Source organism: Variovorax sp. P2_H12 (assembly GCF_056403395.1).
In genome coordinates this window covers 64,237-88,807 of sequence record NZ_JBFUFO010000036.1, presented here as the reverse complement: position 1 = coordinate 88,807, position 24,571 = coordinate 64,237, and the positions used below count along the sequence as shown (strand labels likewise).

At 68.8% G+C, this 24,571-nt stretch carries 21 protein-coding genes; 3 read left to right on the top strand and 18 right to left on the bottom strand.

All coding sequences use genetic code 11. The annotated features are described in order from the left end of the window. The 5 genes from AC1DYK_RS26005 to AC1DYK_RS25985 form a co-directional block, all read right to left on the bottom strand. Nucleotides 1-1,200, bottom strand: coding sequence for a substrate-binding domain-containing protein (locus tag AC1DYK_RS26005; protein WP_478168916.1), 1,200 nt, complete (start codon nucleotides 1,198-1,200; stop codon nucleotides 1-3). Nucleotides 1,201-1,260: 60 nt separating this feature from the next. Then, entirely contained in the window at nucleotides 1,261-2,826 is a 1,566-nt protein-coding gene (locus tag AC1DYK_RS26000) for a long-chain-fatty-acid--CoA ligase (RefSeq protein WP_478168915.1), read from the bottom strand. 31 nt (nucleotides 2,827-2,857) lie between these two features. Then, complete coding sequence (locus tag AC1DYK_RS25995; protein ID WP_478168914.1) at nucleotides 2,858-4,042, bottom strand: acetyl-CoA C-acyltransferase; 1,185 nt, start codon at nucleotides 4,040-4,042, stop codon at nucleotides 2,858-2,860. 21 nt (nucleotides 4,043-4,063) lie between these two features. Beyond that, nucleotides 4,064-6,175, bottom strand: a complete 2,112-nt coding sequence (locus AC1DYK_RS25990; protein WP_478168913.1) for a 3-hydroxyacyl-CoA dehydrogenase NAD-binding domain-containing protein — start codon at nucleotides 6,173-6,175, stop codon at nucleotides 4,064-4,066. Between the two features lie 74 nt (nucleotides 6,176-6,249). Next, a complete protein-coding gene (locus AC1DYK_RS25985) occupies nucleotides 6,250-7,308 on the bottom strand; it encodes a zinc-binding dehydrogenase (RefSeq protein WP_478168912.1) in 1,059 nt (352 codons plus the stop codon). Nucleotides 7,309-7,440: 132 nt separating this feature from the next. On the opposite strand from AC1DYK_RS25985, the gene AC1DYK_RS25980 reads away from it, so the two are divergent. Continuing rightward, complete coding sequence (locus tag AC1DYK_RS25980; RefSeq protein ID WP_478168911.1) at nucleotides 7,441-8,205, top strand: SDR family oxidoreductase; 765 nt, start codon at nucleotides 7,441-7,443, stop codon at nucleotides 8,203-8,205. 1 nt (nucleotide 8,206) lies between these two features. Here the strand turns inward: AC1DYK_RS25980 and AC1DYK_RS25975 are convergent, their stop codons facing one another. From AC1DYK_RS25975 to AC1DYK_RS25930, 10 genes are all read right to left on the bottom strand, one after another. Beyond that, on the bottom strand, nucleotides 8,207-9,205 hold the full coding sequence (locus tag AC1DYK_RS25975) for an NADPH:quinone oxidoreductase family protein (RefSeq protein WP_478168910.1): 999 nt from the start codon (nucleotides 9,203-9,205) through the stop codon (nucleotides 8,207-8,209). 28 nt (nucleotides 9,206-9,233) lie between these two features. Continuing rightward, the gene (locus AC1DYK_RS25970; RefSeq protein ID WP_478168909.1) at nucleotides 9,234-10,004 is read right to left on the bottom strand and encodes a glucose 1-dehydrogenase; all 771 of its coding nucleotides are present in this window, start codon (nucleotides 10,002-10,004) and stop codon (nucleotides 9,234-9,236) included. Nucleotides 10,005-10,020: 16 nt separating this feature from the next. Further along, nucleotides 10,021-11,070: a phosphotransferase family protein gene (locus AC1DYK_RS25965; RefSeq protein WP_478168908.1), complete on the bottom strand. Its 1,050-nt coding sequence runs from the start codon at nucleotides 11,068-11,070 to the stop codon at nucleotides 10,021-10,023. Further along, complete coding sequence (locus tag AC1DYK_RS25960) at nucleotides 11,067-12,281, bottom strand: acyl-CoA dehydrogenase family protein (RefSeq protein WP_478168907.1); 1,215 nt, start codon at nucleotides 12,279-12,281, stop codon at nucleotides 11,067-11,069. The genes AC1DYK_RS25965 and AC1DYK_RS25960 overlap by 4 nt, the downstream gene beginning before the upstream one ends. A 13-nt stretch (nucleotides 12,282-12,294) precedes the next feature. Then, complete coding sequence (locus AC1DYK_RS25955) at nucleotides 12,295-12,906, bottom strand: methyltransferase domain-containing protein (protein ID WP_478168906.1); 612 nt, start codon at nucleotides 12,904-12,906, stop codon at nucleotides 12,295-12,297. Between the two features lies 1 nt (nucleotide 12,907). Continuing rightward, on the bottom strand, nucleotides 12,908-14,473 hold the full coding sequence (locus tag AC1DYK_RS25950; RefSeq protein WP_478168905.1) for an acyl-CoA synthetase: 1,566 nt from the start codon (nucleotides 14,471-14,473) through the stop codon (nucleotides 12,908-12,910). Further along, nucleotides 14,458-15,240 (bottom strand): enoyl-CoA hydratase/isomerase family protein, encoded by a 783-nt coding sequence (locus tag AC1DYK_RS25945; RefSeq protein ID WP_478168904.1) that lies wholly within the window; start codon nucleotides 15,238-15,240, stop codon nucleotides 14,458-14,460. The genes AC1DYK_RS25950 and AC1DYK_RS25945 overlap by 16 nt, the downstream gene beginning before the upstream one ends. 549 nt (nucleotides 15,241-15,789) lie before the next feature. Continuing rightward, nucleotides 15,790-17,799 (bottom strand): acetyl/propionyl/methylcrotonyl-CoA carboxylase subunit alpha, encoded by a 2,010-nt coding sequence (locus AC1DYK_RS25940; protein ID WP_478168903.1) that lies wholly within the window; start codon nucleotides 17,797-17,799, stop codon nucleotides 15,790-15,792. Nucleotides 17,800-17,841: 42 nt separating this feature from the next. Further along, complete coding sequence (locus AC1DYK_RS25935; RefSeq protein ID WP_478168902.1) at nucleotides 17,842-18,996, bottom strand: acyl-CoA dehydrogenase family protein; 1,155 nt, start codon at nucleotides 18,994-18,996, stop codon at nucleotides 17,842-17,844. Between the two features lie 10 nt (nucleotides 18,997-19,006). After that, nucleotides 19,007-20,626 carry an acyl-CoA carboxylase subunit beta gene (locus AC1DYK_RS25930; protein ID WP_478168901.1) on the bottom strand — a complete coding sequence of 540 codons (1,620 nt, stop codon included), beginning with the start codon at nucleotides 20,624-20,626 and terminating at the stop codon, nucleotides 19,007-19,009. Nucleotides 20,627-20,797: 171 nt separating this feature from the next. On the opposite strand from AC1DYK_RS25930, the gene AC1DYK_RS25925 reads away from it, so the two are divergent. Continuing rightward, a complete protein-coding gene (locus AC1DYK_RS25925) occupies nucleotides 20,798-21,070 on the top strand; it encodes a type II toxin-antitoxin system Phd/YefM family antitoxin (RefSeq protein ID WP_478168900.1) in 273 nt (90 codons plus the stop codon). Then, the gene (locus AC1DYK_RS25920) at nucleotides 21,067-21,438 is read left to right on the top strand and encodes a type II toxin-antitoxin system RelE/ParE family toxin (RefSeq protein ID WP_478168899.1); all 372 of its coding nucleotides are present in this window, start codon (nucleotides 21,067-21,069) and stop codon (nucleotides 21,436-21,438) included. The genes AC1DYK_RS25925 and AC1DYK_RS25920 overlap by 4 nt, the downstream gene beginning before the upstream one ends. A gap of 145 nt (nucleotides 21,439-21,583) precedes the next feature. Here AC1DYK_RS25920 and AC1DYK_RS25915 read toward each other — a convergent pair whose 3' ends face one another. From AC1DYK_RS25915 to AC1DYK_RS25905, 3 genes are read right to left on the bottom strand one after another with little or no spacing between them, the layout of a single operon-like run. Further along, a complete protein-coding gene (locus AC1DYK_RS25915) occupies nucleotides 21,584-22,450 on the bottom strand; it encodes a phosphatidylglycerol lysyltransferase domain-containing protein (protein ID WP_478168898.1) in 867 nt (288 codons plus the stop codon). Continuing rightward, nucleotides 22,447-23,256, bottom strand: coding sequence for a TIGR03084 family metal-binding protein (locus tag AC1DYK_RS25910; protein ID WP_478168897.1), 810 nt, complete (start codon nucleotides 23,254-23,256; stop codon nucleotides 22,447-22,449). The genes AC1DYK_RS25915 and AC1DYK_RS25910 overlap by 4 nt, the downstream gene beginning before the upstream one ends. A gap of 19 nt (nucleotides 23,257-23,275) precedes the next feature. Next, a complete protein-coding gene (locus AC1DYK_RS25905) occupies nucleotides 23,276-24,451 on the bottom strand; it encodes an acyl-CoA dehydrogenase family protein (protein WP_478168896.1) in 1,176 nt (391 codons plus the stop codon). Nucleotides 24,452-24,571 lie beyond the last annotated feature (120 nt).

Below are 24,571 nucleotides of genomic sequence, written 5' to 3'. Positions count from 1 at the left end.
TCAGTGCTTCACGGTGATCGGCACCGGCATCTCGGAAGCCGGGATCTCGCGCACCAACTCGAGCAGGTCCCACTCGCTGGCGGGCGCCTTCTTCATCTTGAACTGGTACTGCGCCTGCATCGCCTGGTGGTCTTCCTTGCGGAAGCTCATCTTGCCCTTGGGGGTGTCGAACTCCATGCCTTCCATCGCGGCGATCAGCTTCTCGGAGTCGGCCGATCCGGCCTTCTTGAGGCCCGCGATGATCGCGCTCGCGGTCACGAAGCCGCCGGCGGTGAACAGGTCCGGCGGCATCTTGAAGCGCTTCTGGTGCTCCGCGACCAGCCAGTCGTTCATCGCGTTCTTCGGGAAGCCGTAGTAGTAGAAAGTGCCGCCGGTCACGTCCAGGCCCTTCCAGGGCTTGGTGTTCTCGAGGTTGGCACCGCCGATCGACAGGAACTCGATGCCGTAGCGGCCCGGGTTCAGTTCGGAGATCTTGCGGATCGGGTTCGGCGCGCCCCAGATCACGACCAGGTACTTGCGGCCGGTGGCGTTCTTCATGCCGTCGAAGATGCGCTGCATCGGTGCCGTGAAGTCGGTGGTCGACAGCGGGATGAACTCCTCGTGCAGGATCTTGGCCTTGCTCTGGGTCGCTGCCATGGCCTCCTTGAAAGCCTTGACGCCGTCGCGCCCGTACACGTAGTCGGGCGCCAGGAAGGCCAGGTTGTCGCCTTCCTTCAGGCCGGCGGCGCTGGCCAGCGCGTCCTGGAAGGAGTTTCGGCTGGCGCGGAACAGGTAGCGGTTCCAGGCCGAGCCGGTCAGCGAGTCGGCAATGGCCGGCTCGACCATGAGCACCTTCTTGTACTCCTCGGCCACCGGCGCCATCGACAGCGCGCCGCCCGACCACGAGGTGCCGACCGCGATGTCGGCCTTGTCGTCGGACAGGGCTTCGGTGAGCATCGCCTTCGACAGCTCGGGCTTCATCTGGTCGTCCTTGACGATCACCTCGATCTTGCGGCCGAGCACGGTCATCGAGCCCTGCGTGAGGTATTCGAGGCCCAGGCGCAGGCCGCGTTCGGTGTCGCGCGCATAGGCTTCCGACGGCCCGGTCTTGCTCGCGATCAGCGCGATCTTGATGGGCTTGTCCTGTGCCTGCACGGCGGACATCGCGCCCAGCAGCGCGAGGGCGCCGAAGGCGGCGGCGATCAGTTTCTTCAAAGGCATGTCATGTCTCCAGGTGGATGGGCGGACGGCCTCGCCGGGCCGTTTCACGGTTTCGTAAATTCAACCGATGGCGCGCGTGCGGCCGCGCCAGTAGGGTTCGCGCAGCACGCGCTTGAGCACCTTGCCGCTCGGGTTGCGCGGCAGCTCGGCCACGATGTCGATCGACTTCGGGCACTTGTAGTGCGCCAGGTTGGCGCGCATGAAGTCGATGATCTCGCGCTCTGTCACGGCCATGCCGGGGCGCGGCACCACGCAGGCCTTGACCGCCTCGCCCCAGGTCGCGTCGGGCACGCCGATGACGGCGCCGTCGGCCACGGCCGGATGGCGCATCAGCACGTTTTCGACCTCGGCCGGATAGATGTTCTCGCCGCCCGACAGGATCATGTCCTTGATGCGGTCGTTGATGTAGAGATAGCCGCCCTTGAGGTAGCCGCCATCGCCCGAGCGGAACCAGCCGCCGTTGGCGTTGCGGCCCTCGGGGTAGGCCGCGGCCGTGGCTTCGGGGTTGCGCCAGTACTCTTTCAGGTTTCGGTCCGACTCGATCCAGATCTCGCCGACCTCGCCGTCGGGCAGGTCTTTCAGCGACACCGGGTCGACGATGCGCAGCCGCCCGCCGCCGATCGGGCGGCCGGCCGAGCGCAGCAGTTCGGCATCGCCCGCGCGGTGGTCCGCGGGCATCAGGAAGGTGGCCGGGCCCGAGACCTCGGTCAGTCCGTAGACCTGCAGGAACTTGCAGCCGAAGGTCTCGAAGGCCTGCTGCAAGGTGGTCTCGCTGACCGGCGAGCCGCCGTAGGCGATCAGCTGCAGGCGGCTGTAGTCGCCGCGCTTCACCTCGGGCACCTGCAGCATGAAGAGGATCATCGCGGGCACGATGAAGGTGTGGGTGATGCCGTGCTCGCCGATGGCCCGGATGTAGCCGGCCGGATCGAACTCCGAGTAGGCGCTGGTCTGGCCGCCGGTGTAGAGCGTCAGCAGCAGCATGGTCATGCCGGCGACGTGAAACACCGGCAGCGGGTTGCCGAGCACGTGGCGCTGGTCGAACTCCCACTCCTTGGCAACCACGCGCGAGGTCGACAGCAGGCCTGCATGGCTCAGCACGATGCCCTTGGGCAGGCCGGTGGTGCCGGAAGAATAGAGCTGCAGCGCCGCATCGTTCTTATCGGCTTCGACCGGCGTGAAGCTGTCGTCGTGGCCCGCATGCCACTGCTCGAAAGACTGCAATCCGTCGTGCGCCTGCTCGCTGCAGACCAGCGTCCTGACGTTGTCGAGTCCGGCCTCTCGCACGGTCGGAATGAAAGCCTGGTCGGCCATCAGGAAAGGCGCCTCGCCGTCCTTCAGGATGTAGGCGATCTCGGGTGCGGCCAGCCGCCAGTTGACCGGCATGCAGACCGCGCCGAGCTTGCAGGCGGCCAGCGTCAGCAACAAGGTCTCGATGTGGTGCTTGGTGAGCACCGCGACGCGGCTGTCGCGGCCGACGCCCATTGCGGCCAGCGCGTTGGCGATGCGGTTGGTCGTGCGTTCGACGTCGGTGAAGCTGAGCTTGCGCTCGCCCCGGCGGTAGGCCACCGCGTCGGGACGCTCGCGCAGCTGGCGCCGGAGGCTGTCGATCAGAGTGCGGTCGTCCATGTGTCTCTCGTCTTTTCTTGTCGTTGCGGATTCAGGCGACTTCGAACAGCGCCGCGGCGCCCATGCCGCCGCCGACGCACATCGTCGCCACCACGTACTTGACGCCGCGGCGCTTGCCCTCGATGAGTGCATGGCCGACCACGCGGGCGCCGGTCATGCCGTAGGGATGGCCGATCGAGATGCCGCCGCCGTCGACGTTGTAGATCGCGGGGTCGATGCCCAGGTGGTCGCGGCAATAGATCGCCTGGCAGGCGAAGGCCTCGTTGAGCTCCCACAGGCCGATGTCAGAGACCTTGAGGCCGTGTTGCTTGAGCAGCTTCGGAATGGCGTAGATCGGACCGATGCCCATTTCCTCGGGCGCGCAGCCGGCCACCGCCATGCCGCGGTAGATGCCCAGCGGCGCCAGGCCGCGGCGCTCGGCCAGGCCGCGCTCCATGATCACGCAGGCCGAGGCGCCATCGGACAGCTGGCTCGCGTTGCCGGCCGTCACCACGCCGCCTTCGATCACGGGCTTGAGCGAGGCCAGGCCTTCGAGCGTGGTCTCGGGGCGGTTGCCTTCGTCGCGCGAGAGCGTCACGTCCTTGAACGAGACTTCCTTGGTGTTCTTGTCGACCACCGCGATGGTGGTCTCGAAGGCCACGATCTCGGCGTCGAAGCGGCCAGCCTGCTGGGCATCGGCGGTGCGCTGCTGCGAGACCAGCGAATAGCGGTCCTGCGCCTCGCGGCTGATGCCGTACTTCTTCGCCACGAACTCGGCGGTCTGCAGCATCGGCATGTAGGCATTCGCGGCGCGGGCGATCACCTTCGGATCCTTTTCCTTGGCGACCCAGCCCATGTAGGCCTCCTGCACCGCCGTGATGTTGTCGTGCCCGCCGGCGATCACGACGTCCATGCCGTCGACCATGACCTGCTTGGCCGCGGTGGCGATCGCCATCAGGCCCGAGGCGCATTGCCGGTCCAGGGTCTGGCCCGAGACGGTGTCGGGCAGGCCCGCGGCCAACACGGCATTGCGCGCCAGGTTCATGCCGGCGGTGCCGGCCGAGAGCACGCAGCCGATCACCGCGTCCTCGATCTCCGCGCCCTCGACGCCGGCGCGCTGCACCGCATGCGAGATCGCGTGCGCCAGCATGGTCGGAGACTTGGTGTGGTTGAGCGCACCCTTGTAGGCGCGGCCGATGCCCGTGCGGGCAGTGGAGACGATGACAGCTTCTTTCATGGGATTCCCGTGTGAGGTTGTTCAGGCGGCCTGCCAGTCGGAGAGTCGCTTGCCGTCCGCCGCCAGCGAAGCCAGCAGCGGCGAAAGGGTCCAGTAGCCGTAGGGATTGCCGCGCGTCTTCGCGTAGTGCGCCAGACGCTCGGCGATCACCGGCAGGCCGATCGCATCGGCCATGTGGATCGGGCCGCCGCGGTGGTCGGGAAAGCCGTAGCCGGCGACCCACACCATGTCGATGTCTCCCGGGCGGTAGGCGATGCCCTCTTCGAGGATGCGCGCGCCTTCGTTGATCAGCGGATACAGCAGGCGCTCGACGATCTCCAGCGGCTGGATGTCGCCGCGCCGCGCGATGCCGTGCTGCGCCGCCAGCTCGGCGGCGATGCGCGCGGTCTCGGGGTCGTCCACGGGCTTGCGGCCGTCGTAGCGGTAGTAGCCCGCACCGGTCTTCTGGCCGAAGCGGCCGAGCTCGAACATCTTGCGCACCACGGCGCGGTAGCTGTCGTCGGGCGGCAGGCCGCCGGCCTTGCCGTATTCGATGACGGTCTTGGCGCCGACGTCGATGCCGGCCATGTCGAGCATGCGGCAGGGGCCCATCGCCATGCCGAGCGCCTCGACCGCGCCGTCGATCTGCGCCGGGCTGGCGCCTTCCATCATCAGGAACTCGGCCTCGCGCATGTAGACCTCGGCCATGCGGTTGCCGATGAAGCCGTAGCAGACGCCCGACACCACCGCCACCTTCTGGATCGTGCGCGCGAGCTGCATCACCGTGGCAAGGACGTCGGGCGCCGTCTTCGCGCCGCGCACCACCTCGAGCAGGCGCATGACGTTGGCCGGGCTGAAGAAATGCATGCCGACCACGTCGGCCGGGCGGCCCGTGGCCTCGGCCAGCACGTCGACGTCGAGCGTCGAGGTGTTGGTCGCGATGATCGCGCCGGCCTTGCAGACCGCGCCGAGCCGGGCGCAGACCTGCTTCTTGAGCGCCATGTTCTCGAACACGGCTTCGATCACGAGGTCGCAGTCGCCCAGCGCGGAGTCATCGAGCGAGCCGCGCAGCAGTGCCATGCGCGCCTCGACCTGCGCCGCCGTGAGCCGGCCCTTGGCGGCGCTGGCCTCGTAGTTGGCGCGGATGATGCCGAGGCCGCGGTCGAGCGCCGCCTGCGAGGTCTCGACCAGCACGGTCGGGATGCCGGCATTGGCGAAGTTCATCGCGATGCCGCCGCCCATGGTGCCGGCGCCGAGCACGCCGACCGAGCGCACTGGCCTGAGCGCCGTGTCGCGCGGCAGCCCGGGAATCTTGGAGGCCAGCCGCTCGGCGAAGAAGAGGTGGCGCATCGCCTTCGACTCGGGCGAGATGCGCAGTTCCTCGAACAGCCGGGCCTCGGCGGCCTCGCCGTCGGCGAAAGGCAAGGTGGAAGCCTGAACCGCCAGCACGATGTTGCGCGCCGACGGATGAAAAGGCTTGCGGCGCGCGGCCTCGGCCAGCGCGCGCTCGAAGAAGTCCGGTGCCAGCGACTCGGTCGCGACCGCGCGCTCGCTGATGCGGCGCGGACCGGCGCCGCGCGCCAGCAGCGCCTCGGTGAAGGCGATGCCGGATTGCAGCGGCGCGGCCTCGCTCAGTTCGTCGACCAGCCCGAGTTCGAAGGCCTGGGCGGCGCCGATGCTGCGGCCGCTGGCGATCATGTCGAGCGCCAGTTCGGCGCCGACCACACGCGGCAGGCGCTGGGTGCCCAGCGAGCCCGGCAGGATGCCGAGCTTGACCTCGGGCAGGCCCAGCTGGGTCTTGGGATGGGCGACGCGCCAATGGCAGGCGAGCGCCAGTTCCAGGCCGCCACCGAGCACCGTGCCGTGCAGCGCGGCCACCACCGGGCGGCCCAGCGCCTCGATCCGTGCCAGCGTGCCGTTGAAGGGCTGGGTCGTGAAGTCCGGCAGGTCGAAGGAGGAGATGTCGCCGCCGGCGACGAAGGTGCGGCCCTCGCCATGCACCAGCAGCGCCTTGTAGCTGGCGTCGGCCTCGAAGGCATCGATGGCCGTCACCAGGCCGGCCACGACCGTCGGCGACAGCGCGTTGACCGGCGGGTTGTCGATGCGCAGCAGCGCGATATCGCCATGGCGGCTCAAAGTCACGGGGGAGTTCATGGCGTCGGGTGGTGCGTTCGGGAGGGTCGAGGAGTCAGCCAAAGGTAGCAAAGGGACTTTCAAATCTCTTGCGTCTACAGGCTGACCGGGGCTTCACCGCCGCCCGGCGCCACCAGCAGCTTGATCTGCGTCGTCGGACGCCGCAGCGCCTCGAAGGCTTCGGGCAGCTGCGCCAGGCCGACCACATCGGTCAGCATCGCCGACGGGTCGACCCGCCCGGCGTCGAGCAGGTCCAGCACCCGCCGCCAGTCGGCCTTGGCGTAGCCCATGACAAACTGCAGGTTCAGCTCCTTGGCCATGGCGCGCTGCGGCACCACGCGGTCCTCGGTGGCACAGACGCCCACCACCACGATGCGCCCGCGCGGCGGGGCCAACTCGATGCACTGCTGGATCAACCCGGCGACGCCCACGCATTCGAAAATCACATCGGGCGGACCGCCGGCGTGGCGTGCGAAGGCCGGTCCGACTTCTTCCGCCGAGGGATCGACCAGCGCCGTGGCGCCGAAGCGCGCCGCGACCTCGCGCCGGCCGGGCGCGCGTTCGCTGACCATCACCCGCGTGGCGCCGGCCTGTCGCGCGAAGGCGGTCACGGCCAGTCCGATGGGCCCGGCACCGATCACCAGCACCTTGCTGCCGAGGCCGACCTGGCCCGACTGCACCGCATGCAGCCCGACCGCCAGCGGCTCGATCATGGCGCCCTCGCGGGCGCTCACCGCGCCCGGCAGGCGGATCGCCTGGCCCGCTGGCACCTTGACGTATTCGGCCAAGGCGCCGGGGCGGTTCGGGCTGAAGCCGGTCAAGCGGTTGTTCGGGCAGATCATGCCGAGGCCGTCTCGGCATTCGCGATAACCCTCGTCCGTGCAGTCGCGGCAGGCGTTGTTGGGCAGCGCAGTGACGCGCTCGCCGACCTTCCAGCCGGCCGCGCCGCTCTCGACCACCTCGCCGGCGAACTCGTGGCCCAGCACCGTGCCCTCCTTGACCGTGAACAGGCCCGGATGCGTGGCGTGGAGGTCCGAGCCGCAGACGCCGCAGTAGTGCACGCGCAGCACCAGCTCGCCGGGGCCGGCCTGGGGCAGCGGCAGGTCCTCGATGGCCAGTAGCCGGTCGCTGCCGCGGAAGACGGCGGCTTTCATGGGGCGGGGGTTCCGAAGCGGGCGGGCATGGCCGCAGTCTGGTGGCGCGGGCCGCAAAGTTCTTGCGTCCAGCCGCTGACGTGCAGCCGCTGGGCGCAAGACGAGGCCGCCTTGCCAGCCTAGGCTTGGCGCATGGAACTGAAAGACAAGGTGGTGGTCGTCACCGGCGGTGCCAGCGGCATCGGCGCCGCGATGGCCCGGCGCTTCGCGAGGGAAGGCGCGCGCGCCGTGGTGATCGCGGACCGCCACGCTGCGCAGGCCGCGGAGCTGGCCATCGCCATCGGGGGCCACGCGGCCGAGGTGGACGTCACGGTGGAAGCCGATCTGCGGCGCCTGATCGACGACTGCGAAGCCCGGCACGGCCCGATCGACCTGTTCTGCTCCAACGCCGGAATCACGGCGCGCGGCGGCCCCGAACTGCCCGATGCCGACTGGCAGCGCGTGATGGCCGTCAACCTGATGGCGCACGTGCACGCCGCCCGCGCGCTGCTGCCGCGCATGCTCGCGCGCGGCGGCGGCTACCTGCTGCAGACCGCCTCGGCAGCCGGGTTGCTGTCGCAGTTCGATGCGCCCTATGCGGTCAGCAAGCACGCGGCGGTGGCCTTCGCCGAATGGCTGTCGATCACCTACGGAGGGCGCGGCATCGGCGTCAGCTGCCTGTGCCCGGGCGGCGTCGACACGCCGCTGCTCGACGCCGAGACGCCGGAACGCCGCGCGCTGATGGCCGAAGGCATCGTGAGCGCCGATGCGGTCGCCGACGCGGTGGTCGAGGGCCTGCGCGCGGAGCGCTTCCTGATCCTGCCGCAGCCCTTCATCCACGAGCAGATGCAGCGCAAGGCCACCGACACCGACCGCTGGCTGCGCGGCATGCGGCGCTGGCAGAGCGGGCTGGACTGACTCAGGCGGCCGACGCCCGCCCCAGCGCGGTGCTCAGCATGATCTTCCCGGTCGCCCGCCGGTCGGCCACCAGCCGCAGCGCCTCGGCCGCCCGCTCCAGCGGATAGCGCCCGGTGATCACCGGCCGGATGCGGCCTTCGGCCAGCCAGCCCAGCAGCTCCTGCATCAATTCGTCGTAGCGCTGCGGCTCGGCCTGGGCGAAGCCGCCATAGAACACGCCGACGATCGCGCAGCCCTTGAGCAGCGCCAGGTTGAGCGGCGGCCGCGGGATCTCGCCGGTGGTGAAGCCGATCACCAGGTAGCGGCCCTTCCAGGCCATGCTGCGCAGCGCCGGCTCCGTGTACTGGCCGCCTACGGGGTCGTAGACCACGTCGACGCCGCGCCCGCCCGTGATCGTCTTGAGCCGCTCGCGCAGGTCTTCGCTGGCGTAGTTGATGGTCTCGTCGGCGCCGGCCTGCCGGCACAGCGCGAGCTTTTCATCGGAGGACGCGGCGGCGATCACGCGCGCGCCCATGAGCTTGCCCAGCTCGATCGCCGAGATGCCGGTGCCGCCGGCCGCGCCGAGCACCAGCAGGGTCTCGCCGGGCCGGATGTCGGCGCGTTCCTTGAGCGCGTAGTGCGAGGTGCCGTAGGTGATGACCAGCGCCGCCGCCGCTTCCATCGCGATGCCGGCCGGCAGCCGCACCAGCTTGCGCGCGTCGGTCAGCACCTCCTCGGCGTAGCCGCCCCAGCCGCAGACCGCGATCACGCGGTCGCCCTCGGCGAAACCCGCGACGCCCGGCCCCACCGCCTTGACCGTGCCCGCCACCTCGCCGCCCGGCGAGAACGGCAGCGCCGGCTTGAACTGGTACTTGTTCTCGATGATCAGCGTGTCGGGAAAATTCACCGCGCTGGCATGCACCGAGACCAGCACCTCGCCGTCGCCAGGCACCGGCGACGCGACTTCTTCGAGCACCAGCGATTCCGGCGGACCGTGGCGCTTGGCGAGCACTGCTTTCATGGGAATGGTTCCTTGGAGAGATAAGGCTTCAGATCATCGAGATCGACATGCCGCCGTCGACCGCCAGGCTGGCGCCCGTGACGAAGGCACCGGCCGGCGAACTCAGGTAGAGCACGGCATAGCCGATCTCCTCGGGCAGGCCGAGGCGCTGCACCGGCGTCTTTTTCAGGATGCGCTCGCGCGCCTCGCCGTCGAAGGCCTGCGCCAGCCGGGTGTCGATCACGCCCGGCAACACGGTGTTGGCACGGATGCCGAACTCGCCATACTCGAGCGCGAAGACCCGGCTCATGCCGAGCAGCGCGGTCTTGAGCGTGCCGTAGAGGCCGAGCATCTTCTCCGGGTGCCAGGCCGACAGCGAGGAAATATTGACGATGCTGCCGCCGCCGCGCGGCTTCATGAGCTTCGTCGCTTCCACCGAGAGATACCAGTAGCCGCGCAGGTTGACTTCGACGGTCTTCATGAACAGCGCCGGGTCGGTGTCGTCGATGCTGCGCCAGGGGCTCAGCACCGCGTTGTTGACCAGAATGTCGAGTCCGCCGTGCGCCGCCGCCAGGTGGGCCGACATCGCGGCGATGTCCTCCATGCGGCCGATGTGGCAGGCCCGCGCCTCGGCGCTCAGGCCCTCGTCGCGCAGGGCCTGGGCCACCTGCTCGCATTCGTCGGGCTTGCGGCTGCTGACCAGCACGTGGGCGCCGGCCTGGGCCAGCACGCGGGCCGTGGCGGCACCGATGCCGTGCGTCGAGCCGGTGACCAGCGCGACCTTGCCGTGCAGGCCGAAGGGGTTGGCGGGAGCGGGCATGGCTTGTCCTTGTGAGTCAGTCGGAGCGATCGAGGATGTCGAGCCCCACGCGGGCGAACACCGCCATCGTGAGGCCGAAGTGCAGCGCGCTTTCGGCCACCGCAGTGCCCAACGCGGCGCGGCGGCGCAGGCCGGCCGACATGGCGGCCTGGCGGAACATCGCGAAGGCCTTGAAGAAACGCAGGTCGGCCACCGGGCTCTCGCCCATCGCGCGGAAATAGTGTTCGCGCAGTTCGGTCTCGCTCGGCAGGCCCTGCGCCGCGCGGTCCACGCCGGCCAGGCCGGGCAGCAGGTAGTCGGCGGGCAGCGACTGCACCGCGAGGAACTGGCCCAGATCGGCCAGCGGATGGCCGAGGGTCGACAGCTCCCAGTCGAGCACGGCGACGACGCGCGGATCGCCCGCATCACCGGGCGCGAACATCAGGTTGTCGAGCCGCGAGTCGCCATGCAGCAGCACCACCCGATGCTCGCCATGCGGCATCGCGCGTTCGAGCGCGGCGATCAGGCGCTCCATCTCGGGGTCGCCCTCGGGCATCGCGGTGCGGTACTGCTGGCACCAGCGATGGAACTGGCGCTCGAAATAGTTGCCCGGCCGGCCGAAGTCGGCGAGGCCCAGCGCATCGATGTCCGTGCGATGGATCGCGGCCAGCGAGTCTATGGCTGCGCCATAGACCGCACGGCGGCGCCCGATCGGCAGTTCGGGCAGCGCCACGTGCCGATGCACCACGCCCTCGATGAAATCCATCAGGTAGAACTGCACGCCGGCCACGCCGAGGTCGTTGCACAGCACATGGATGCGCGGCACCGGCACCGCGCCGCCATGCAGCGCCGTCAACAACCGGAATTCGCGGTCCAGCGCATGGGCCGACTTCAGCAGTTCGCCGGCCGGCTGCGTGCGCAGGATGTAGCGGCCGCTGTCCGCCTGCAGCAGCCAGATCGGGTTCGAGTTGCCACCGACCAGGCGCTGCGCTTCCAGCAGGCCGTGGAACGTGGGCACCTGGGCCTGCAGCCAGGCGCCCAGCCGATCCAGATCCAGCGGCGGCGCACTGACGACGGCGTGGGTCATCGCTGCGCGCCGTGCCGCTGCAGTAGCTGCTTGCCGACCGCCGACAGGTGCACCTGGTCCGGTCCGTCGCCGATGCGGATGAAGCGCGCGTAGACGTAGGCGCGCGGCAGGAAGGTGTCCTGCGACACGCCGGCGCCGCCGAAGACCTGGATCGCACGATCGATCACGCGCGCCGCCATGCTCGGCACCACGATCTTGGCGGCGGCGATCAGGTCGCGCGCCGCCTTGTTGCCCTCGCGGTCCATCTTGTCGGCCGCCTTCAGCGTCAGCAGCCGGGCCTGCTCGATCTCGCAGTAGGAATGCGCGATGTCCTCGCGCACCGAGCCCTGCTCGCCCAGCGTCTTGCCGAAGGCGACGCGCGTGGCGGCACGCTGGCACATCAGCTCGAGCGCGCGCTGGGCGCAGCCGATCAGACGCATGCAGTGGTGGATGCGTCCGGGTCCGAGCCGGCCCTGCGCGATCTCGAAGCCGCGGCCCTCGCCAAGCAGGATGTTCGAAGCCGGCACCCGCACGTTGTCGTAGACGATCTCGGGATGGCCGACCGGCGCATCGTCGTAGCCGAAGGTCGTCAGGTCGCGCACGATGCGCACGCCGGGCGTGGCCTTGGGCACCAGGATCATCGATTGCTGCTTGTGCCGCTCGGGATGGTCGGGCGCGGACTTGCCCATCACGATGAGCAGCGTGCAGTCCTCGTTGAGCGCGCCCGAGGTGAACCACTTGCGGCCGTTGATGACGTAGTCGTCGCCGTCGCGCCGGATCTCGCACTGGATGTTGGTCGCATCGCTCGACGCCACCGCCGGCTCTGTCATCGAGAAGGCCGAGCGGATCGTGCCGGCCATCAGCGGCGCCAGCCATTGCGCCTGCTGGGCCTCGGTGCCGAAGTGGGCCAGCACCTCCATGTTGCCGGTGTCGGGCGCCGAGCAGTTGAAGATCTCGGGCGCCCACAGCACCCGGCCCATGATCTCCTTGACTGGCGCGTACTCCAGGTTGCTGAAGCCGCTGCCGTGCGCCCCCGAAAGGAACAGGTTCCACAGCCCGGCCTCGCGCGCCCTGGCCTTCAGCGCCTGCAGCACCTGCGGCGTGCGGTACGGATGGCCGCTCTCGCGAACCTCGTCGTAATAGGCGTTCTCGACCGGGTAGACATGCTGCTGCATGAAGTCTTCGACGCGCCGCTGGAGCGCCAGCGAGCGCTCGGAATGGGTGAAGTCCATCGGGTGTCCTTGCTCAGAGACGTGTCAGCACCAGCGCCAGTTCATGCACGCCGAGCGGGTGCACGACGCGCTCGTAGGGCGGCTTGGGCCAGCTCCAGCGGGTTGATGGAAACAGCGCGCGCATCGCGTGGATGTCGCAGTGGTACGGTGGCCCGGTGACGAAGCCGTCGGCGGCACCGGCGGCCGGCGCCTGCATGAAGAGCGCCAGCAGCCGGCCGCCAGGGCGCAGCCAAGCGTGCAGCTGCGCCGCGTAGGCGGTCCAGTGGTCGGGGTGCAGCGCGCACAGGCAGGTCTGCTCGTAGATGGCATCGGCCGGCCGGGGCGGCGACCATTGCAGCACGTCGGCCTCGATCACCTCGGCCTGAAGACCGCGGCCAGCGAGCAGCTGCGTGCTGCGGGCCACCGCGGCGGCTGCGTAGTCGAGGCCGGTCACGACGACGCCGGCCGCCGCCAGTTCCGCCAGTTCCCATCCGCTGCCGCAGCCGGGCACCAGCACGGTCGAGCCGGGCACGAAGACGCCCTGGCCGCGCCAGCGCAGCAGTTGCGGGCTGACGGCACCGCGGTCCCACGGCGTGGTGCCGGTCTCGAAGCGGGCTTGCCAGAAGGCGGCATCGGGGCCGGCCATGTCAGGCTCCCGCTTTCGGCTGGCGCAGCTTTGCCTTCAGGACCTTTCCGGTCGGGTTCCGCGGCAGCGCATCGACGATCCTCAGTTCTCGCGGCAGCTTGTAGCGCGCGAGCCGCGTCTCGGCGAAGGCCTGCAAGCCTTCGAGCGTGATGGCCCTGCCCGGCTTGGTCGCGACCACCGCCACCACGCGTTCGCCCCAGCGCTCGTCGGGCGCGCCGATCACCGCCACTTCGGCGATGTCGGGATGGTCGTAGAGCACGCTCTCGACCTCGGCCGGGTAGATGTTCTCGCCGCCGCTGATCACCATGTCCTTGAGCCGGTCGCAAATGAACAGGAAGCCCTCGGCGTCGCGATAGCCGACGTCGCCGCTGCGGAACCAGCCGTCGCGCGTGAACACCGCGGCGGTCGCCTCGGGCTGCTTCCAGTAACCGACCATCACGTTGGCGCCGCGCACGCAGACCTCGCCCGCGACGCCGGCCTCGGTAATCGGCTCGCCCACGGCGTCGATCAGGCGGATCTCGGTCAACAGCGGCGGCGTGCCGCTGGAGCCGAGCTTGTCGGTCGCGCGGTCGGGGCTCAGGAAGGTGATCATCGAGGCCGTCTCGGTCATGCCGTAGCCCTGGTGCACCGGCACGCCGCGCGCGGCATAAAGGCGCAGCAGCGGCTCGGGCATCGGCGCGCCGCCCACGGCCACCAGCCGCAGCGAGCTCAGGTCGGCCTCGGCGAAGTCCGGGTGCTGGCTGATGAAGAGCAGCATCGCCGGCACCCCGAAACTGACCGTGACGCGGTGCTCGCGCACCGCCTGCAGCACCGCCGCGACCTCGAAGCCGCGCTGCAGCACCAGGTGCCCGCCCGCCAGCAGCGTCGAGAGGCTGCCGCAGAGCAGGCCGCCGACATGGAACATCGGCGCGAAGTTGAGCGTGACGTCGGTCGACACCATGTCCCACAACAGCATCTCATTGAGGTTGTTGGCCCAGAAGTTCCCGTGCGTGAGCATCGCGCCCTTCGGGTGGCCGGTGGTGCCCGAGGTGTACATGATCACGGCCACCGTGTCGGCGGTGGCGGGCACCGCGGCGGGCGGCGCCGCGGCCTGTGCCATCAGCGCATCGGCCGACTCCCAGTCCGGCGCACCGCCCGCGCGATGGATGAATCGCTTGCAGGCCAGCGTGCCGCGTACGCCGTCGATCACCGTCACGTGCTCCTCACCGGCGACCAGCGTGTGGAGGCCGGCGTCGCCGATGATCCAGGCCCGCTCGGGGCCGCTGAGCCGGAAGTTGAGCGGCACGAAGATGCCGCCGATCCGAGAGGTCGCGAACATCACGACCACGAACATCGGATCGTTGAGGCCCAGGTAGCCGACCCGGTCGCCGGCCGCGACGCCGCCCGCGGCCAGCACGGCCGACATCGCTTCGACGCGCTGCTGCAGCTCGCCGTAGGTCCAGCGCACATCGTCGCAGCTCAGCGCCGGCTGGTTCGGCACGCGTCCTGCGCGGCGCGCCAGCCATTCGTGCAGGCCGACCGCGTGGGCGCTGCGGTCGGTGGCCGCGCCGGTCAGCGCCCGGTCCACGTCGGCCTCCTCTTTTCGTTGAACGAGGCCAGGCCCTCCTTGGCATCCTCGGTCATCGCGAGCAGTGCGATCTGGCTCTCGGTGTAGGCGATGCCTTCGTCGAAGGACATGGCCTCGAGTGCGCGCATCGCGTATTTGCCGCGGCGGATCGCGGTGGGTGATTTGTTGGCGAGACGGTCGATGAGCCACTGGGTCTTGGCGTCGAGTTCGGCGGCCGGAACCACGTGGTTGAGCAGGCCGGCTTCCTTCGCTTCGGCGGCATCGAAGGGTTCGCCCGACAGGCACCACTCTCGCACCGTGCGGCGCGGCGCGATGCGCTGCAGCAGGCTCAGCACCTGCATCGGGAACAGGCCGATCTTGACCTCGGGCAGGCCGAACTGCACATGGTCGGCAGCGATCGCCATGTCGGTCATGCAGAGCAGGCCCAGTCCGCCGGCCATGCAGACGCCGTTGATGCGCGCGATGCTCGGCAGGGTCGAGTTCTGTGCCTCGCGCAGCATGTCGGCGTAGTCGATGTTGGGACGCGACAGGTCGAAGGCAAAGCCCGCGCCGGGCTGCAGGTCGCCACCGGCGCAGAAGGCCTTGTCGCCGGCGGCTGTGAGCACGATCACCCGCACCTCGGGGTCGGCATGGGCTTGGCGGTAACCCTCGCGGATGCCTTCGATCACGTCCTTGTTGATCGCGTTGCGCTTGTCGGGGCGGTTGATGGTGATCCAGAAGGCTCTGTCGCGCTTCTCGTGGAGGACGGATGGGTCTTGTTCTGTCATTAAGGTCTCCTTGTTCTTTTGCATGGACGTTGGCGGCGATGGCGGGCGGTATGCCCCGGGCCGGCCGACGTCACCGGCCCTTCGGGCTTCCCTGCGCTGCTCGCGGTACGCGGGGTCCGCGCAAACTCGCTTCGCTCAAACACGCGCGGCCCTTTTTCCGCGTACCGCTGCGCTGCTCGGCGGTGCCTCAACGGCCGGCCCGGGGCATACCGCCCGCCACCGCTGATACGTTGGGGTGCACAGCTCGCCTCGACGGTCTCGCTGCGCGCAGGCTTTCGACGTTAGAGACGCACGTGCTGCTCGCACCCCCACGGAGCCCGGCATGCGGTGCGGGACGGGCGATCCCCTCTGCGCCGCTGAGCAGCGCAGCCTTTCGCGGATCAAGGCTCGCGACTGTTTGAGTGGAGCGAAGCGGAGCGAGTTTGAGCGAGACCCCGCGAAAGGCGAGCAGCGCAAGGCAGCCCGAAGGGCCGGCGCGGTGGGGTCGTTCGGCCCGTACCGCGTGCCGGGCGCCCTTCCAAGGGAAAGCAATCTCATCGGAGGACCACCTCACGCGGGCGCGGCCACGGCCACGACCACTTCGATCTCCGCCACCACCCGGCTCGCCGCCACCTGTTCCCCGTTGGACACATGAAGCGCGGTCAGCTTGCCAGCCACAGGCGCCGTATGCACATGCTCCATCTTCATCGCCTCCAGCGTGATGATCGGCTGCCCCGCCTGCACCATGTCGCCGACCGCCGCCAGCACCGCAACCACGCGGCCGTTCATCGAGGCGCGCAGTTTGCCATCGCCGCCGGCTTCGCCCTGCCGCGCCGAGGCGGCACGGGTCTTGTCCTCGATGCGCAGCGCCAGTCCCCGGTACTGCAGCAGCAGGATCGCACCATCGCGGAACCACGTGGCCTGCTCCTGCAGGCCATCGCAGACGAAGCGGATCGTGTCGGTGCCGAGCGCGATCAGGTCGATCGCGAAGCTGCGCTCCCCGAGCGCGACCTCGAAGTGATGCTGTCGCGGCAAGGTCACGCTGGCGTTCTGCGCCTTGCCGCCGACCGCGAAGCGCAGCGAGATCGGCAGGTTGTGCGACAAGCGCCGGCCCGCCGCGCGCTGCCGGCGCTCGCCCGTGGTTTCGTAGAGCAGCACGGCCGCCAGCGCCGCAGCACGTGCCTGCACGGCTTCATCAGGCGCCAGCAAGGCGTCCTGATGCTGCCCGATGAACGCGGTCGTAGCGCCGCCGGCGGCGAACACCGGATGCGCGAGGCAACTGCGCAGGAAGGCCTGATTGGTCGTGACGCCCAGCGCCACCGCATCCTCCAGCCCCGCCGCGAGCTTGCGCCGTGCCTCGTCGCGGGTGCGGCCATGGCTGATGATCTTGGCGATCATCGAGTCGTAGTACGGCGGGATCTCCGCGCCCGAGCGCAGCGCGTCCTCGACCCGCAATTGCGTCGGCATCTTCCACAGCGCCACCGTGCCGCTCTGCGGCATGAAGCCCTGGTCGGCATCCTCGGCGCACAGCCGCACCTCGATCGCGTGGCCCTCGTAGCGCACCTGCGCCTGCGTCAGCGGCAGCGCCTCGCCAGCCGCCACGCGCAGTTGCAGTTCGACCAGGTCGAGGCCGGTCACGGCCTCGGTCACCGGGTGCTCGACCTGCAGACGCGTGTTCATCTCCATGAAATAGAAGTTGCCTTCGCGGTCGAGCAGGAATTCGAGCGTGCCCGCACCTTCATAGCGAATCGCCTTCACGGCCGCCACCGCGGTCGCGCCCATGCGCTCGCGCAAGGCGGCATCGACGGCGGGTGACGGCGCCTCCTCGATCAGCTTCTGGTGCCGGCGTTGCACAGAGCAATCGCGCTCGCCCAGGTGGATCGCGTTGCCATGGCGGTCGGCGAAGACCTGGATCTCGATGTGGCGCGGCTCCACGATCGCGCGTTCGAGGATGACTTCGGGGTCGCCGAATGCACTTTGCGCCTCCGACCGCGCACTGCGCAGCAACTCGGGGAATTCCTTCGCTGAAGGCACTAGCCGCATGCCGCGGCCACCGCCGCCGGCCGTGGCCTTGATCATCACCGGGAAGCCGATGCGAGCGGCCTCGTCCGCCAGCCGGCCCTCCCCCTGGTCTTCGCCCTGATAGCCCGGGATGCAGGGCACCCCTGCCGCCTGCATCAGCGTCTTGGCGCCAGCCTTGTTGCCCATCGAGACGATCGCCTCGGCCGACGGCCCGATGAAGACAAGCCCGGCGTCTTTGCAGGCCTGTGCAAAGTCTTCGTTCTCGGCCAGGAAGCCATAGCCCGGATGCACCGCGTCGGCACCGCTGAGTTTCGCCGCCTCGACGATGGCGGGAATGCGCAGGTAGGACTGCGCAGGCAGCGGCTCGCCGATGCAGACCGCCTGGTCGGCCTCCTGCACATGGCGCGCGCCGGCATCGGCAGTGGAATACACGGCCACCGTGCGGTAGCCCATGGCGCGGGCGCTGCGGATCACGCGCAGCGCGATCTCGCCGCGGTTGGCGACCAGGACCTTGTGGAAGGGCGTGGCGCTGGATGTCTGAACAGTCTTGGCAGTCATGAGAGTGAATCCGGAAAGGTTTGCCGTCGGTCGGGCCTGCACTCAGGCCGGCTGGGGAAAGATGCCCATGAACTTGCTGAGGATCTGCAGCATCACCTCGTCGGCGCCGCCACCGATCGAGGTCAGCCGGCCGTCGCGGAAGATGCGCGAGATCGGGCTCTCGTCCATGAAGCCCATGCCGCCCCAGAACTGCAGGCAGCTGTCGGCCACCTCGCGGATCACGCGGCCGGCCTTGAGCTTGGCCATGGTGGCGGTGCGGGTCGCGTCCTGGCCGGCCGTGACCTCGGCCACGCCCTGCCAGCAGATCGCGCGCAGGCAGGCGACCTCGGTCTGCAGTTCGGCCAGACGGTAGTGGACCCACTGGTTGTCGAGCACCGAGCGACCGAAGGCCTGGCGGTCGCGGGTGTAGCCGATGGTGGTGTCGATCGCGCGCTGCGCCATGCCGGCGTTGTTGAGCGCGCCCCACAGCCGCTCGACCTGGAACTGCTCCATCTGGTAGATGAAGCCCATGCCCTCCTCGCCGATGCGATAGCGCTGCGGCACCCGCACGTCGTCGAAATGCAGCTGGGCGGTGTCCGACGCATGCATGCCCATCTTGCGCAGCTTGCGGGCGACCGACACGCCCTTGGTCTTCATCGGCACGATGATCAGGGACTTGTTGCGGTGCGCCGCGCCGTCGGAGGTGTTGGCCAGCACGCAGCAGAAGTCGGCCTGGGTGCCGTTGGTGGTCCACATCTTGCCGCCGTTGATCACATAGTCGGCGCCGTCCTTGCGCGCGGTGGTCTTGATCGAAGCCACGTCGGAGCCGCTGCCGACTTCGGAGACGCCGAGGCAGGCCACGTACTCGCCGGTGATCGCGGGTGCCAGGAACTCGTCGCGCAGCTCCCTGCTGCCGCGGTGCGCCAGCGCCGGCGTCGCCATGTCGGTCTGGACGCCGATGGCCATCGGAATGCCACCGCAGTTCATGCGCGCCAGGCCCTCGGCCAGCACCGCACCGTACGAGTAGTCGAGGCCCGAGCCGCCGTTCTCGACCGGCTTGGTCAGGCCCAGCAGGCCGAGCGCGCCGAGGCGGCCGAAGACCTGGTGCGCCGGAAAGATCTCGTCGCGCTCCCATTCGTCGACATGGGGATTGACCTCGGTGTCGATGAAGCGGTTCAGCGTGTCGCGCAGAGCCTCGTGTTCGGGTGTCAGCTGCATGCCGTGAACCTCAGGGACGGGCTACGGAGAACTGCATCTTCTGCGGCTCGCGCAGCTCGGCGTCGCGGCAGATCGACAGCACCTTCGACAGCACCGCGCGGGTGTCGCGCGGATCGATCACGCCGTCGTCGAGCAGCCGCGCACTGGTGGTGAAAACGCTCATCTGGCTGTCGAAACGGTCGATGATGCGGCGCTCCATCTCGTCGAGCTTGGCCTGGTCGACCTCGCCCTTTCGCTTCATCGCTGCCTCGGTCACGATGACCATGGTCTTGGCGGCCTGCTCGCCGCCCATCACCGCGGTCTTGGCGTTGGGCCACGAGAAGCAGAAGCGCGGATGGAAGCCACGGCCGCACATGCCGTAGTTGCCGGCGCCGAAAGAGGCGCCGCAATAGATCGTGATCTGCGGCACGGTGGCGTTGGTCACGGCCTGGATCATCTTGGAGCCATGCTTGATCATGCCGGCCTCCTCATGGTCGCGCCCGACCATGAAGCCGGTGGTGTTGTTGAGGTAGAGGATCGGCGTCTTCGACTGGCAGCAGGCCTGGATGAAGTGCGTCGCCTTGGTGGCGCCGGCGGTGTCGATCGGCCCGTTGTTGGTCACGATGCCCAGCGGCAGGCCCTCGATCTTGATGTGGCCGACCACGGTGGCGCCGCCGTAGTTCTCGCCGAACTCGAGGAACTCGGAGTCGTCGGCGATGCGGGCGATGACCTGCTTCATGTCGACCGGACGCTTGTGGTCCATCGGCATGATGCCGAGCAGCTCTTCGGCGTCGTGGCGCGGCGGCTTGAAACGGCGCGGCGGCTCCGCGGGCACGTCGCGGTTCCAGTCGATGTTGGCCATGATCTCGCGCGCGATCCGGATCGCGTCGCGGTCGTCCTCGGCGAGGTAGTCGCCCAGGCCCGAGATCGAGGTGTGCATCACGGCGCCGCCCAGCTCCTCTTCGGTGGCGATCTCGCCGGTCGCGGCCTTGAGCAGCGGCGGGCCCGCCAGGAAGGCCCTCGAGCGGCCCCGCACCATGACGATGTAGTCCGACAGGCCCGTCTGGTAGGCCCCGCCCGCGGTCGACGAGCCGTGGGTCACCGTGAGCACCGGCAGGCCGGCGGCCGAGATGCGCGCGAGGTTGCGGAACAGGTTGCCGCCGGTCACGAACTCCTCGACCTTGTAGGTCATGAGGTTGGCGCCCGCGCTCTCGACCAGCTGGATGTAGGGCAGCTTGTTCTCGAGCGCCAGCTCCTGCATGCGCAGCTGCTTCGGGATGCCCATCGGCTGCAGCGCACCGGCATCGATGCCCGAGTCGGAGGCGTTGACCATGACCCGCACGCCCGAGACCCAGCCGATGCCGCCGATCACGCCGCCGCCCGGCACGCTTTTCTCGAGGTCGGGGTTGTCCAGGCCGAGGCCGGCCAGCGAGGAGATCTCGAGAAAGGGCGTGCCCGGGTCGAGCAGCAGCGACAGGCGCTCTCGCGGCAGCAGCTGGCCGCGCTTCTCGAAGCGCTCGCGCGACTTGGCCGAGGTGGCGACGCTGCGCCGCTCGCAGGCGTGCACGCGCTCGATCAGCGCGAGCATGCCGTCGCGGTTGGCCTTGAAGGCTTCGCTGCCGGGGGAGATGGTCGATTCGATGGTTGCCATGTGCGCTTTGCCCGCCGCGCTGGAGCGGGTCGATGGTGTGTGTCCGGCAAGCTTAGGCATCGACAGGGTTGTGGTCTTGCGCGAACTCGCTGCACTGAGTCTGGGAGCGGAACAGCCCACGAAGGACCGAATTCAGTCCATAATCAGTCGCCATGTCGCGAGGACCCACCCATGAAATTTTCGACACAGGTCAAACCCATCAGCTACCTCAAGAGCCACGCCGCAGAGATCGTCAAGAACATCTCGGAGAGCCGTGAGCCTATGCTCATCACACAGAACGGCGAAGCCAAGCTGGTGGTGATGGATGTCCGGTCCTATGAGGAGCATGAAGAGACTCTTGCTCTCCTGAAACTCCTGGCGCTGGGCAACCGCGAGATCGAGCAAGGGCAGTTCAGGCCGGCAGCCGAAGTCTTCGCAGAGATGGACAAGGACGACCTTCAGTGAGGGTCGTCTTCCTCCAGTCGGCAGAAGCCGACTTGAAGGACTTGAAGAGCTACATCGTCAGGAACTTCGGCAAGGACGTCTGGCTCGCAAGCTACGGCAAGATCAAGGAATCCGTGGCGATGATTCAAGACCATCCCAAGGCAGGCAGGATTCCCCCCGAGCTGAAGAGCCTCAACATCGCCCAGTACCGGCAAGTCCTCTCAGGGATGAACAGGATGATCTACGAACTGAGGGACGACACGGCGTACATCCATATCGTCTGCGACACGAGACGAGACCTCCAAGGGCTTCTCATGAAGCGACTCGTCAGCCCTGTTGGCGCCGACCCGACGCTGAGTGAGCCGGTTCGGCGGATACCGAAAAACTGATCGCGGCCATGGAAGGCATGGACTTCGAAGCGCCCAAGGGCTTACGCACGGTGCGCGTCGGCGGGCGGCATGCGCTGGGCCGGCCGACCTGAACGGCCCGATACCGCCCTCCTGGCGGAATGTCGAAGTGAACAGGCCCTTCGCCTCACTCCCGCAGCGCGACCCGCAGCTTCGGGATCAGCGCCGCGGGGCCATACGATCGCTTGCTGCGTCGAAAGCCAGCGATCCCCATGTCCTGCTCGAAATTGAGCCATCGCACCGGACGCGCGAACTTGCGGCAGAAGTGCTGGAACATGTAGGGATAGATGCCGACGTGGCTGTCCAGCCCCTTCGCGAAGCGCATCACGAAGACACCGGGCTGAAGCTCCTGCGCCAGCACGAAGCCGACAGGCTGCTCGCCCGCAAGATGCACGTACCCCTCGAAGCCGAAGGCAGAGGCCTCGGCAATGGCCTCGAGGCACGCGGACTCATCGGCCTCGCCTAGCGCCTTGCCCTTCTGCGCCATCCACCCCCGCAGCACATTACGCGCGGCTTCGGCGGTATCCGCATCGAAGGGAAGGCAGCGCGGCGTGCAGGCAGCCAGCAGTTGCCGCACCTGGTTGCGCTTCTTCGCCAGCGCCCGGCCCGGAAAGTCGTCGAACTGCCGGGCATCGAACAGGTAGTCGGCATCGTCAGGCGAACTCCATTGCCTGAACAGCGAAGGCGACAGCTTCGCAGCCTCGGCCTGCGAGATCGGGTAGAGGCAATCACGGCCTTCGAGTAGATCGCGCAGCACCTCGACCGGCGCCTCGTGCACGGCGAACAGCGGCATCAGGTGCCGTGTGCCGTCGTAGGCGCGACCCGAGATGCAGGGCCAGTCGCCGGGCAGGTAACGGTAGTCGTGTGCATCCCGAAAAAGATAGAGATTCGAGAAGGCATGGTCCGACAGGCAATGCTCGGCGCTGCCCTCTCGCAGCCGCATCAGCGCCTCCTCGATCGGCGCCTGCGCCAGCGTGAGCGGCAACCCGCTCATGCAGCCGCGCGGGCCACGTTGCGCACGCCGGGCGCGGGTGCATCGGCCGGCGGACCCGCGAAGCACTGCGCGATCGAGAGCCATTGCCGCGCGGAGCCATCGCTGCAGCGCAGCGCGGTGTCGGCCAGGTTGCGCCGCTGCGTCACCAGCAGGCAGAAATCGATCGCGCTGCCGCGCACGAATTCGGGCGAGGCGGGATCGCCCCAGTGCCAGGTGTCGTCCCCGGGCGCATCGAGCGAGATGAACGGCACCACCGCCGGCACTGGCAGCCCGCGGTTGACGAAAGTCCAGCCAAAGGTGGTGACACCGATGTGGGCGATGTGCTTGAGCCGCGCAGTGCCCGCGCGCTCGCGGCCGACCACGTCCCACACGTCCTGCCCGTGCGCCCAGGTCTCCATCAGCCGCGCCGACGCGAACGAGCGCGCGCTCATGCTCGGCCCGTACCACGGCAGCCGCGCCTTGGGGTCGAGCGCGGCCAGCAGGTCGGCGAGCCGCATCGCGATCGGCTCCCAGTGCGCGAGCAGCGCGGCGCCGTCGAGGTGGCCGTACTTCTCGCGTGCGATCGCGCTGATCTCACGGCCGGCGGCCAGCACCGCGGTCAACGCCGCGGTGTCGCGCGCGAAGGCCTCGACATCGGTGGCCGAAAGGGTCGCCGTCTCGTCGAAAAAGCAGAGGTGCGCGATCTCATCCCACGGCGTCCAGCCGTGAAAATCGCTCTTCAGGCGCCATTGCGCGGGTGTCAGCGTGCGGCAGAGCTCGGCGAGTTCGCGGTACTCGGCGCGCAGGTCGTCGGCGGCGTCTTTCATCGTGCTTCCTGCTTTGCCTTCAAAGTCCGAGTTGCCGCGCCGCGAGGTCTTTCATGACTTCCTCCGAGCCGCCGCCGATCATCATGACCTTGACCTCGCGGTAGATGCGCTCGCTCTGCGTGCCGCGCATGTAGCCCATGCCGCCCAGCAGCTGCACCGCCTGGTCGGCGCAGAACTGCATCGCCTGCGTGGCCTGCACCTTGGCCAGGCAGACGCGCGCCACCAGCCGCGCCGGATCGGCCAGCTTGTGCTCGATGCGGTAGGCCAGGTCGTAGACCAGCGTGCGCGAGGCGTCGATGCGCAGCGTCATGTCCATCAGCTTGTGCCGCACCACCTGGCGCTCCGACAGCGGCATGCCGAAGGAGATGCGCTGACGGGTCCAGTCGACCGCCTCCTTCAGGCAGACCTCGGCGAAGCCGCAGGCCAGCGCCGACATGAACAGCCGCTCGGTGTTGAAGTTGTTCATGAAGGTCTTGAACCCCTTGTTCTCGACGCCGACCAGGTTGGCGACCGGCACCCGGCAGTTGTCGAAGCGCAGGTGGGCGGTGTCGGAACTCCACCAGCCCATCTTCTTGAGCGCGGTGCGCTCGAGGCCCGGCGTGTCGCCATCGATCAGCAGCACCGAGATGCCGCCCGCGCCCTTGATCGCGGGATCGGTGCGCACCGCGGTGGTGATGAAGTCGGCCCGCATGCCCGAAGTGATGAAGGTCTTCTCGCCGTTGACGACGTAGTGGTCGCCGTCGCGCACCGCGGTGGTCTTGAGCGCGGCGACGTCGGAGCCGCCGGAGGGCTCGGTGACCGCCAACGCGGCGATCTTCTCGCCAGCCAGCACCGGCGGGATCACGCGCTGCTTGAGTTCCTCGCTGCCGGCATGGAGGATCGGCGGCAGCGCGATGCTGTGCGAATTCAGCGAGGCCTGCAGCCCCCCGCCGCCGCAGCGCGCGAATTCCTCGGCCACGATGAGCTGGAAGAACACGTCGGCCGGCGTTCCGCCATAGGCCTCCGGATAGCCCAGGCCCTGGACGCCGAGCGCAGCCGCCCGCGCATAGAGCTCGCGCGGGAAGGTTTCGGCCTCGTCCCATTCGGCGACGAAGGGCGTGATCTCGCGCGCGATGAACTCGCGCAGGCTGGCGCGGAACTGCTCGTGCTCGGGCGAGAAATAGAAGGGCAGCGGCGGCGCCTCGAGAAATTCCATGGGTATCTCCTGTCTGGCTCGAGGCTAGCGGCGCAGGATGCCCAGGTCTTGCGCGGACTGGCTGCTTCGGAGCAAGGCAAAATCAACGGCTCTCCCGTATCTACCGTGGCCCGCTGCCCC

What these genes read in the sequence shown, in the direction of transcription:
- AC1DYK_RS26005 (WP_478168916.1), bottom strand. Translation starts at nt 1,200, where the DNA reads ATGCCTTTGAAGAAACTGATCGCCGCCGCCTTCGGCGCCCTCGCGCTG.
- AC1DYK_RS26000 (WP_478168915.1), bottom strand. Translation starts at nt 2,826, where the DNA reads ATGGACGACCGCACTCTGATCGACAGCCTCCGGCGCCAGCTGCGCGAG.
- AC1DYK_RS25995 (WP_478168914.1), bottom strand. Translation starts at nt 4,042, where the DNA reads ATGAAAGAAGCTGTCATCGTCTCCACTGCCCGCACGGGCATCGGCCGC.
- AC1DYK_RS25990 (WP_478168913.1), bottom strand. Translation starts at nt 6,175, where the DNA reads ATGAACTCCCCCGTGACTTTGAGCCGCCATGGCGATATCGCGCTGCTG.
- AC1DYK_RS25985 (WP_478168912.1), bottom strand. Translation starts at nt 7,308, where the DNA reads ATGAAAGCCGCCGTCTTCCGCGGCAGCGACCGGCTACTGGCCATCGAG.
- AC1DYK_RS25980 (WP_478168911.1), top strand. Translation starts at nt 7,441, where the DNA reads ATGGAACTGAAAGACAAGGTGGTGGTCGTCACCGGCGGTGCCAGCGGC.
- AC1DYK_RS25975 (WP_478168910.1), bottom strand. Translation starts at nt 9,205, where the DNA reads ATGAAAGCAGTGCTCGCCAAGCGCCACGGTCCGCCGGAATCGCTGGTG.
- AC1DYK_RS25970 (WP_478168909.1), bottom strand. Translation starts at nt 10,004, where the DNA reads ATGCCCGCTCCCGCCAACCCCTTCGGCCTGCACGGCAAGGTCGCGCTG.
- AC1DYK_RS25965 (WP_478168908.1), bottom strand. Translation starts at nt 11,070, where the DNA reads ATGACCCACGCCGTCGTCAGTGCGCCGCCGCTGGATCTGGATCGGCTG.
- AC1DYK_RS25960 (WP_478168907.1), bottom strand. Translation starts at nt 12,281, where the DNA reads ATGGACTTCACCCATTCCGAGCGCTCGCTGGCGCTCCAGCGGCGCGTC.
- AC1DYK_RS25955 (WP_478168906.1), bottom strand. Translation starts at nt 12,906, where the DNA reads ATGGCCGGCCCCGATGCCGCCTTCTGGCAAGCCCGCTTCGAGACCGGC.
- AC1DYK_RS25945 (WP_478168904.1), bottom strand. Translation starts at nt 15,240, where the DNA reads ATGACAGAACAAGACCCATCCGTCCTCCACGAGAAGCGCGACAGAGCC.
- AC1DYK_RS25940 (WP_478168903.1), bottom strand. Translation starts at nt 17,799, where the DNA reads ATGACTGCCAAGACTGTTCAGACATCCAGCGCCACGCCCTTCCACAAG.
- AC1DYK_RS25935 (WP_478168902.1), bottom strand. Translation starts at nt 18,996, where the DNA reads ATGCAGCTGACACCCGAACACGAGGCTCTGCGCGACACGCTGAACCGC.
- AC1DYK_RS25930 (WP_478168901.1), bottom strand. Translation starts at nt 20,626, where the DNA reads ATGGCAACCATCGAATCGACCATCTCCCCCGGCAGCGAAGCCTTCAAG.
- AC1DYK_RS25925 (WP_478168900.1), top strand. Translation starts at nt 20,798, where the DNA reads ATGAAATTTTCGACACAGGTCAAACCCATCAGCTACCTCAAGAGCCAC.
- AC1DYK_RS25915 (WP_478168898.1), bottom strand. Translation starts at nt 22,450, where the DNA reads ATGAGCGGGTTGCCGCTCACGCTGGCGCAGGCGCCGATCGAGGAGGCG.
- AC1DYK_RS25910 (WP_478168897.1), bottom strand. Translation starts at nt 23,256, where the DNA reads ATGAAAGACGCCGCCGACGACCTGCGCGCCGAGTACCGCGAACTCGCC.
- AC1DYK_RS25905 (WP_478168896.1), bottom strand. Translation starts at nt 24,451, where the DNA reads ATGGAATTTCTCGAGGCGCCGCCGCTGCCCTTCTATTTCTCGCCCGAG.